The organism is Pseudomonas cyclaminis (assembly GCF_015163715.1).
Taxonomy (GTDB): Bacteria; Pseudomonadota; Gammaproteobacteria; order Pseudomonadales; family Pseudomonadaceae; genus Aquipseudomonas; species Aquipseudomonas cyclaminis.
In genome coordinates, this window is record NZ_JADDUM010000294.1 from 1 (window position 1) to 8,062 (window position 8,062).

Sequence of the window (8,062 nt, forward strand, 5' to 3'; positions counted from 1 at the left end):
CAGGATAAACGGCAGCTTTGAGGTGCTTGGCCGAGGAAGGTCAACATGTGGGAGGGCCCGATGAGCATGGGTATCTACACAACTCTCAAAGGCTTACACATAACACTGTAGTGAGCAGGCTGTTGTGGTGAGCGGGCTTGCCCCGCGCTGGGCTGCGAAGCGGCCCCAATAGCAAGCACCGCGCAGCATCAGCAAGAACCCGATCGCCTGGTTTAGGGCGGCTTCGCCACCCAGCGCGGGGCAAGCCCGCTCACCACAGAAGCCTGTTCACCATAAGTCCCTCTGCTCACCACAGAAGTCTGTTCACCATAAGTCCCCCTGCTTACCACAGAAGCCCGCTCCCCCCGCAAACCCGGTAGCGCAGTTAGATGCGGGCCAACGCCTGCGCCAAATCCGCCCGCAGATCATCGACGTCCTCAACCCCCACCGATAACCGCACCAGCCCGTCACCAATGCCCAACTGCGCCCGCGTTGCCGCCGGGATGCTGGCATGGGTCATGATCGCCGGGTGTTCGATCAGGCTTTCAACGCCGCCCAGGCTTTCGGCCAGGGCGAAGATCTTTACGTTCTCCAGAAAGCGTGCGGCGCCCGCCAGGTCGGTGTTCAGGTCCACCGAAATCATCCCGCCAAAGCCGCGCATTTGCCGACGTGCCAGGGCGTGTTGCGGGTGTGAGGCGAGGCCGGGGTAGTGCACCCGTGAGACCTGCGGCTGCTGTTCCAGCCAGGTGGCAAGGTCCAGGGCGTTGCTGCAATGACGCTCCATGCGCAGGGCCAGGGTTTTCACGCCGCGCAGGGTCAGGAAGGCGTCGAAGGGGCCGGCGATGGCGCCCACCGAGTTCTGGAGAAAGCCCAGGCGTTCAGCCAATTCGGGGTTGTCGCCGACGATGGCAATACCGCCGATCACATCGGAGTGGCCATTGAGGTATTTGGTGGTGGAGTGCACCACCACATCGACCCCCAGCTCCAGCGGGCGCTGGATCCACGGGCTGGCGAAGGTGTTGTCGGCCACGCAGATGATCCCGCGGGCCCGGCAGATCTGCGCGATGGCGGCCAGGTCCGTCAGGCTCAGCAGCGGGTTGCTCGGGGTTTCGACCCAGACCATGCGCGTGTCGTCTTGCAGGGACGCTTCAAACGCCGGCACATCACTCAAATCCACAAAGCTGAAACGGTGCCCGGCGCTGCGCTGGCGCACCTTGTCGAACAGCCGGAAGGTGCCGCCATACAGGTCATTGCCGGAGACGATGTGCGCGCCCGCGTCCAACAACTCCAGCACCGTGGAAATCGCCGCCAGCCCGGATGCAAAGGCAAACGCCTGGCTGCCGCCTTCAAGGTCCGCCACGCACCGCTCCAGGGCAAAGCGCGTGGGGTTGTGGGAGCGGCCGTAGTCGAAGCCCTTGTGCACGCCGGGGCTGTCTTGCAGGTAGGTGGAGTTGGCGTAGATCGGCGGCATCAGCGCGCCGGTGGTGGGGTCGGGGAATTGCCCGGCGTGAATCACACGGGTGGCAAACGCGCTTTTGTCAGGCTGGCTCATGCAAGGGATCTCCGCAGGTGGTTGAGCAGGTCGACGCGGGTGATCAGGCCGTAAAAGCCGTCTGCGTCGGCAATGATGGCGACCAGGCCACGATCCAGTTCGGCTTGCAGTTCGATCAGGCTGGCGCTGGGGGCCAGGGTTTGCAGGTGGTCGGTCATGGCGCTGGCGACGATCATCGTGAAGTGCGCGGCGTCGTGGTGCAGGCCCAGCAGGATGTCGGACTCGTCGATCACCCCCACCAGTTCACGGCCGTTGATCAGCACCGGCAGTTGCGACACATCGGCCAGGCGCATGCGCTGGAAGGCGGTGAGCAAGGTGTCGTCGGGGCTCACGCTGATCACGCGGCCGTCTTCGAAACGGCGGGCGATCAGGTCGCGCAGGTCGCCGTAGTGGGTGTAATGCAGCAGGCCTGCATCGGTCATCCATTGGTCGTTGTAGACCTTCGACAGGTAGCGTGTACCGGTATCGCACACAAAACTGACCACGCGCTTGGGCGTGGTCTGTTCACGGCAATAACGCAGCGCGGCGGCGAGCAGGGTGCCGGTGGAGGAACCGCCGAGAATTCCCTCGGCCTTGAGCAGTTGGCGGGCGTGGTCGAAGCTGTCTTGATCACTGATGGAATAGGCGTGGCGCACGCTGGACAGGTCGGCAATCGACGGGATGAAGTCCTCGCCAATGCCTTCCACGGCCCACGAGCCGGGAGTGATCAACTGGCCGCTGCGGCTGTATTCGGCCATCACCGAACCCACCGGATCGGCCAGTACCATCTCCAGTTCCGGTTGCACGCGCTGGAAGAATCGGGTCAGGCCGGTGAGCGTGCCAGCGGAACCGACGCCGACCACGATTGCATCCACGTCGTGCTGGGTTTGCGCCCAGATCTCCGGCGCGGTGCTGGTTTCGTGGGCCTGGGGATTGGCCGGGTTGTTGAACTGGTCGGCGAAGAATGAACCGGGAATCTCCTGGGCCAGCCGTGCGGCGATGTCCTGGTAGTACTCGGGGTGGCCCTTGCCCACATCGGAACGGGTGATATGCACTTCGGCGCCCATGGCCTTGAGGTGCAGCACTTTCTCCGTGGACATCTTGTCCGGCACCACCAGCACCACCCGATAGCCCTTGGCCCGGCCCACCAGCGCCAGGCCCAGGCCGGTGTTGCCGGCGGTGGCCTCGATGATTGTGCCGCCGGGGTGCAGGCGCCCGTCGCGCTCGGCGGCGTCGATCATGGCCAGGCCAATGCGGTCCTTGATGGAGCCGCCGGGGTTTTGGGATTCCAGCTTGAGGAACAGTGTGCAGGGGCCGGTATCAAAGCGGCTGACCCGCACCAGCGGCGTGTTGCCGATCAGTTCAAGTACGGCGGGGCGTGAAGGCGTGGGCATGTCGTCACCTGGGTACGCAAGGCAGACAGGAAACACTAGGTCGGTATTGGCTGAGTCGCAACCGGACGGTCGGCTCGCTGTCTTTTTTTGGCGCATGGGCGACGTCGTACCTGTGGCGAGGGCGTGCCCTGGCCACAGGTGTACCGGTTATCGCAGCAGCGTGGTCAACTGGGCCACCGTGGCCGCACTGGCCCGCTGCATGGGGGCGCGTAACTCGCTGCCAATCAGGCCCTGCAACGCCAGTGCGGCTTTCACAGGCGCCGGGTTGGGCTCGATGAACATTGTGTTGATCAACGGCAACAGCTGAAAAAACGTGGCGCGGGCCTCGGCCAGTTGGTTATCCCGTACCTGCTGCCAAAGCGCCACAAACTCTTCGGTGTGCACATGGGCCGACGCGGCAATCGCGCCGGTCGCCCCCTGGCACAGTGCGTTGAAGAGTTGGATATCCTCGCCACACAACACATCCACCTTGCCACTGGCCAGCAGCGCGAGCGTATTGCCCAGGTTGCCGCCGCAGTCCTTGATCGCGACGATGCGCTCGTGCTCGACGATGTTCAGCAAGGTGGCCTGCTCGAAGGTCGCCCCCGTGCGGTAGGGGATGTCGTAGAGAATCACCGGCACGCTGGACGCATCGGCCACCGTGCGGAAGAACGCTTCAAGGCCCGCCTGGGACGGGCGGATGTAACTCGGCGCCGGCACCAGCAGACCCGCCACCGGGCGCGTGAGAATCTCGGCCTGAAATTGCAGCAACTCCATCTGGTTATTGCCCGCCAGGCCCATCACCACCCGGTGGGCGGGCACCCATTGCAATACCGCATCCAGCACCGCCAGTTGTTCCTGGCGGCTGAGCGACGCGGCTTCGCCGGTGGTGGTGCAGACCATGATCCCGGCCACATGCTTTGCCAGCAGGTGGCTGACCAGTCGGTGCAGGCCGCTAAAATCGATGGCGCCGTCCTGAAACGGCGTGACCACGGGAACCCAGATACCTTGAAACGATGACATGCACTTACTCCTGAAGGTTGACCGATCAAGTCACCGTCAGAGGGGCATGGGCAATTGTGCAAGGGAGGAGGGAGTCCGCGCTCAATGTCCTGTCAGCTCATCTGACGGGACAGCGCGCCCCGATCACATGAGCGACTGTTTCTTCGATTTGAGGGCGTGCGCAACGCAACCTGCCGCCTTGGCAATCAAGCCAATCACGGAGCGGTTAACGAAAGAGGTTGCGGACATCAGCTGACACACCCTGAAGAAGGGCTCCATCTTCAGGGAATATTACGAAGTGTGTCAACGTGCCCGTGAGGCTTTTTTACCCACGAGTGCCTCAGCCTTTTATCGCGGCCTCAATCGCCGCGATGTCGATCTTGCTCATGGTCATCATCGCCTCGAACGCACGCTTGGCGACGGCCGGATCCGGGTTGGTCACGGCCTGTGTCAGCACCCGCGGTGAGATCTGCCACGACAGGCCCCATTTGTCCTTGCACCAGCCGCACGCGCTGGGTTGGCCGCCGTTGTCGATGATAGCGTTCCAGTACCGGTCGGTTTCGGCCTGGTCATCGGTGGCCACCTGGAAGGAAAATGCCTCGGTGTGGGGAAAGATCGGGCCGCCATTCAGGCCGATGCAGGGGATGCCGAGCACCGTGAATTCGACGGTCAATACATCGCCCTGTTTGCCGGACGGGTAATCTCCCGGTGCGCGGTGCACCGCATTCACCGCGCTGTCGGGAAAGGTGTCGGCGTAGAAGGTGGCAGCCTCTTCGGCAGTGCCGTTGTACCAGAGGCAGAGGGTGTTTTTGTGGGTCATGGCCAGTCTCCACAGAGTCAATGGTCCGTGAAGTCTAGCTGCTGTTGGATGACTGTCTTGTCAATCTGCGCCCTTTGATTGGCAGGCCAGGTCTTCTCCTGACGCCTACACCTCAGCAAACACGGCTAGGCACATGCCTGCCGATATAGTCGATTCTACTCCCCAGCGCATATTCCGGAGCTTCCAACCAGTGTCTGACTCGCCAAGCAACGCCGCCTACACCCAGCGCTTCAACGCTGTACTCGCCTACATCGACGCGAATCTCGAAGGGGACCTGTCGGTGAAGGCGCTGAGCCAAGTGGCGAACTTCTCGGCGTTTCACTTCCATCGGCAATTCACTGGGTTTGTGGGGGGTGCCGGTTTCGCGTTATGTGCAACTGATGCGACTACGACGTGCAGCCCATGGTTTGTCTTCCCGTGCGGATTATTCGGTACTGGAAGCCGCCTTGGGCGCGGGGTTTGAAAGCCCGGAGGCGTTTTCCAGGGCATTCAGGCGGGCCTTTGGCATAGCGCCGAGTGCTTTCAGAAAGCAACCGAATTGGCAGGTCTGGCGTGCAGTGTTCAGCATTCCCCATTTTTCCAGGCGCATCATCATGCAGGTACGAATTGTGCAGTTTCATGAGGTCAGGGTTGCAGCCTTCGAGCATCGCGGCGCACCAGGACGGGTGAGTGAGAGCGTGCGTCGATTTATCCATTGGCGCATGCAGAGCGGACAGTCGCCGGTGGCATCCAGTCGCAGCTTTGGCATTCCGTTCGGCAACCCCGAAACGACGCCGGCCGATGAGTTCCGGTTCGCCATTTGCGGCGAGATCAACGAGGCGGTCGCCGCGAACGAGTACGGCGTCACCGAGCGCGTTATCCCCGGGGGGCGTTGCGTGGTGGTGCGTCACGTGGGTTCACCGGACCACATCGCAGAGTCGATTTATCCGATCTATCGCGACTGGCTCCCAAGCAGCGGCGAGGAGCTTCGCGACCAGCCACTGTTTTTCGACTACCTGAGCATTTACCCCGAAACGCCGCAGGATCAATGGCAAACCGATATTTATGTGCCGTTGCAGTAGCGCCAGAGGGGAAGGCGGCAAGGATTCATGAGTGCTGATGAAGATGAGTCTTGCTAATGACACGAGGTGTCATTAGTATTCGTTTGTGTCTTTGTCGGTGGTCCGGAAGGGCTTGGTTCTGATGGTCATGCGACGTTCGCTGAATGTGAGGGTGAAGAATTGAAAGTCCATTTTTTGGTGCATGAATCCTACGAAGCACCCGGTGCATTTGAAGACTGGGTAAAAGCTCGCAGCTATCACGCCACTTATTCACACGTGTACCTGCACGATGCGCTGCCAGCCAGCGCGGCATCGTTCGACCTGTTGGTGGTGTTGGGTGGCCCACAAGATCCGGCAACTACGCAGGCGCAATGTGCGCATTTCAATGCCGCTGCCGAGTGTGCGCTCATTAATGAAGCCATTTCGTCCCGACGTGCTGTGGTTGGAGTGTGCCTGGGGGCGCAATTGATCGGTGAAGCCCTGGGCGCGACGTTCAGCCACAGTCCCGAAAAGGAAATTGGCAAGTTCCCGATTTATCTGACCCACGAGGGCTTGGCGAATCCGAAGTTCTCGCATTTTGGGGAAACCTTGGACGTCGGCCATTGGCACAATGACATGCCAGGGCTCACGCCGGACGCAAAAATCATCGCGAGAAGCGAGGGTTGTCCGCGTCAGATCGTCGAATACACCCCTTTGGTCTATGGCTTCCAATGCCATATGGAACTCACACAAGACGTCGTGGAACAGTTGATCCAGGCATCCGATGTGCAATTGCGAGCGCTCGTTGATCAGCGATTCGTTCAGCAGCCCGCCGAGTTGCGGGCCAACGAATATGATCAAATGAACCAGAAGCTATTTATGTTTTTGGACAAGTTGGTTGCCGATTACCAGGCACGCTGAAACTAGAGGCAGGTCACAGGCCTGCCCCTTTTTTGTTGCGCATCAGCTTATTGTTGAAGGCTCCACACCGCCAATTCGTAACCATCGGGATCAATGAAGTGGAACCTGCACCCGCCGGGGAACGCAAACGTCTCGCGGCTTATCACAGCGCCTGCGGACTTGATCCGCTGTTGCGCACCCTCAAGATCCGCCGCATACAGAATCACCAACGGCCCACCCGGTCGAACTGGCTCTCCCGTCGTAAACCCACCCGTCAGCCGGCCATCGCTGAACTCGGTGTAAGTAGGCCCGTAATCCACGAATGTCCAGCCGAACACTGCGCCGTAGAAGGCTTTGCTACGGGCGATGTCGCCCACGTTGAACTCGATGTTGTCGATCTGTCGGTCTTGCCCACGCGTGCCCATGGTTGCCTCCTTGGCGGATGATTGAAGCGCGAGTGTAGCGGTTATCGCGCCGGACTGAGTTACCATGCCGCCGCGAAATTCCCGCCGCTCCTTCTGGCCACCTATGTCCTCCAACGCGCTGTACACCGACCTGTCCCTCTACTACGACCTGATGTGTGCCGACATCGACTACCGCGCACAAAGCCACAGCGTGCATCGCCTGCACCAACTGTTCGGCAATAGCGGACGCCGGCACCTGGACCTGGCCTGTGGTACCGGCCCTCACGTGCGCCATTTCCTCGACTTCGGCTACCGCAGCGCCGGCCTGGATATCAGCCAGCCGATGCTCGACCTCGCGCAACGGCGGTGCCCCGAGGCACAGTTCAGCTGCCAGGACATGGCGGGTTTCCAGGTGGACGACGCGCAAGACCTGATCACCTGCTTTCTGTACTCGACCCATTACAACGCCAGCCTGGCCCAACTGCGCGCTTGCCTTGCCAGCGTGCACGCTGCGCTCGCTGAAAACGGTGTGTTCTGCTTCAACGCGGTGGACAAGTTGCACATCGACAACCGTTTGCTGGTGCGTCATAGCGTTGAGTGGGAAGGCAGCCAGTTCACTTTCGGTTCCGGCTGGCACTACAGCGGGGAGGGCGAGCAGCAGGCGTTGCGCCTGAGTATCGAGAAGACCACGGCGGGCGTGACGCAGGCTTGGCAGGACGAGCACGCCATGGTCGCGCTGAGTTTCGTCGAGTTGCAACAGTTGTTGCAGGCACATTTTGAAGTGCAGGTTTTTGAGCATGACTATGAGCGGATTACGCCTTGGGGTGGCACGAGCGGGAACGCGTTGTTTGTGTGTGTAAAGCGCTGAGGACGCGCTACATCGGTATCTACATAACTGTGAAGTAGTCCAACGGTAACCACGATGCGAAGCAAGCCGCCCTTGATCTTGCTTTTGATCTTGCTTTTGATCTTGATCTTGATCTAAGGCGCCCCGTTAAACCACGCTGGCCGTAATTCGACAGTGATTTGGGGGG

7 protein-coding genes and 1 pseudogene are annotated in these 8,062 nt (G+C 60.9%); 3 read left to right on the top strand and 5 right to left on the bottom strand.

What is annotated here, in order from left to right; genetic code table 11:
* Positions 1-364: 364 nt before the first annotated feature.
* The 4 genes from IQK56_RS28705 to IQK56_RS28720 form a co-directional block, all read right to left on the bottom strand.
* The gene (locus IQK56_RS28705) at positions 365-1,531 is read right to left on the bottom strand and encodes a cystathionine gamma-synthase (protein ID WP_193864182.1); all 1,167 of its coding nucleotides are present in this window, start codon (positions 1,529-1,531) and stop codon (positions 365-367) included.
* Positions 1,528-2,904, bottom strand: a complete 1,377-nt coding sequence (locus IQK56_RS28710) for a pyridoxal-phosphate dependent enzyme (RefSeq protein ID WP_122305070.1) — start codon at positions 2,902-2,904, stop codon at positions 1,528-1,530. Before IQK56_RS28710 ends, IQK56_RS28705 begins: the two co-directional genes overlap by 4 nt.
* 147 nt (positions 2,905-3,051) lie before the next feature.
* Entirely contained in the window at positions 3,052-3,906 is an 855-nt protein-coding gene (dapA, locus tag IQK56_RS28715) for a 4-hydroxy-tetrahydrodipicolinate synthase (RefSeq protein ID WP_193864181.1), read from the bottom strand.
* Between the two features lie 319 nt (positions 3,907-4,225).
* Positions 4,226-4,705, bottom strand: a complete 480-nt coding sequence (locus IQK56_RS28720; protein ID WP_122305068.1) for a VOC family protein — start codon at positions 4,703-4,705, stop codon at positions 4,226-4,228.
* A gap of 190 nt (positions 4,706-4,895) precedes the next feature.
* Here IQK56_RS28720 and IQK56_RS28725 point away from each other — a divergent pair.
* A pseudogene (locus tag IQK56_RS28725) lies at positions 4,896-5,766 on the top strand (AraC family transcriptional regulator).
* Positions 5,767-5,832: 66 nt separating this feature from the next.
* On the top strand, positions 5,833-6,645 hold the full coding sequence (locus tag IQK56_RS28730) for a glutamine amidotransferase-related protein (RefSeq protein ID WP_341869558.1): 813 nt from the start codon (positions 5,833-5,835) through the stop codon (positions 6,643-6,645).
* A 47-nt stretch (positions 6,646-6,692) separates the two neighbouring features.
* Here the strand turns inward: IQK56_RS28730 and IQK56_RS28735 are convergent, their stop codons facing one another.
* Positions 6,693-7,049: a VOC family protein gene (locus IQK56_RS28735; RefSeq protein WP_193864179.1), complete on the bottom strand. Its 357-nt coding sequence runs from the start codon at positions 7,047-7,049 to the stop codon at positions 6,693-6,695.
* A 103-nt stretch (positions 7,050-7,152) separates the two neighbouring features.
* On the opposite strand from IQK56_RS28735, the gene IQK56_RS28740 reads away from it, so the two are divergent.
* Positions 7,153-7,896, top strand: coding sequence for a class I SAM-dependent DNA methyltransferase (locus tag IQK56_RS28740; protein WP_193864183.1), 744 nt, complete (start codon positions 7,153-7,155; stop codon positions 7,894-7,896).
* The last annotated feature ends 166 nt before the right edge of the window (positions 7,897-8,062 follow it).

Excerpts from the sequence above, each read along its gene's own strand:
- IQK56_RS28705 (WP_193864182.1), bottom strand. The coding sequence starts at position 1,531 with ATGAGCCAGCCTGACAAAAGCGCGTTTGCCACCCGTGTGATTCACGCC.
- IQK56_RS28710 (WP_122305070.1), bottom strand. The coding sequence starts at position 2,904 with ATGCCCACGCCTTCACGCCCCGCCGTACTTGAACTGATCGGCAACACG.
- IQK56_RS28720 (WP_122305068.1), bottom strand. The coding sequence starts at position 4,705 with ATGACCCACAAAAACACCCTCTGCCTCTGGTACAACGGCACTGCCGAA.
- dapA (WP_193864181.1), bottom strand. The coding sequence starts at position 3,906 with ATGTCATCGTTTCAAGGTATCTGGGTTCCCGTGGTCACGCCGTTTCAG.
- IQK56_RS28735 (WP_193864179.1), bottom strand. The coding sequence starts at position 7,049 with ATGGGCACGCGTGGGCAAGACCGACAGATCGACAACATCGAGTTCAAC.
- IQK56_RS28740 (WP_193864183.1), top strand. The coding sequence starts at position 7,153 with ATGTCCTCCAACGCGCTGTACACCGACCTGTCCCTCTACTACGACCTG.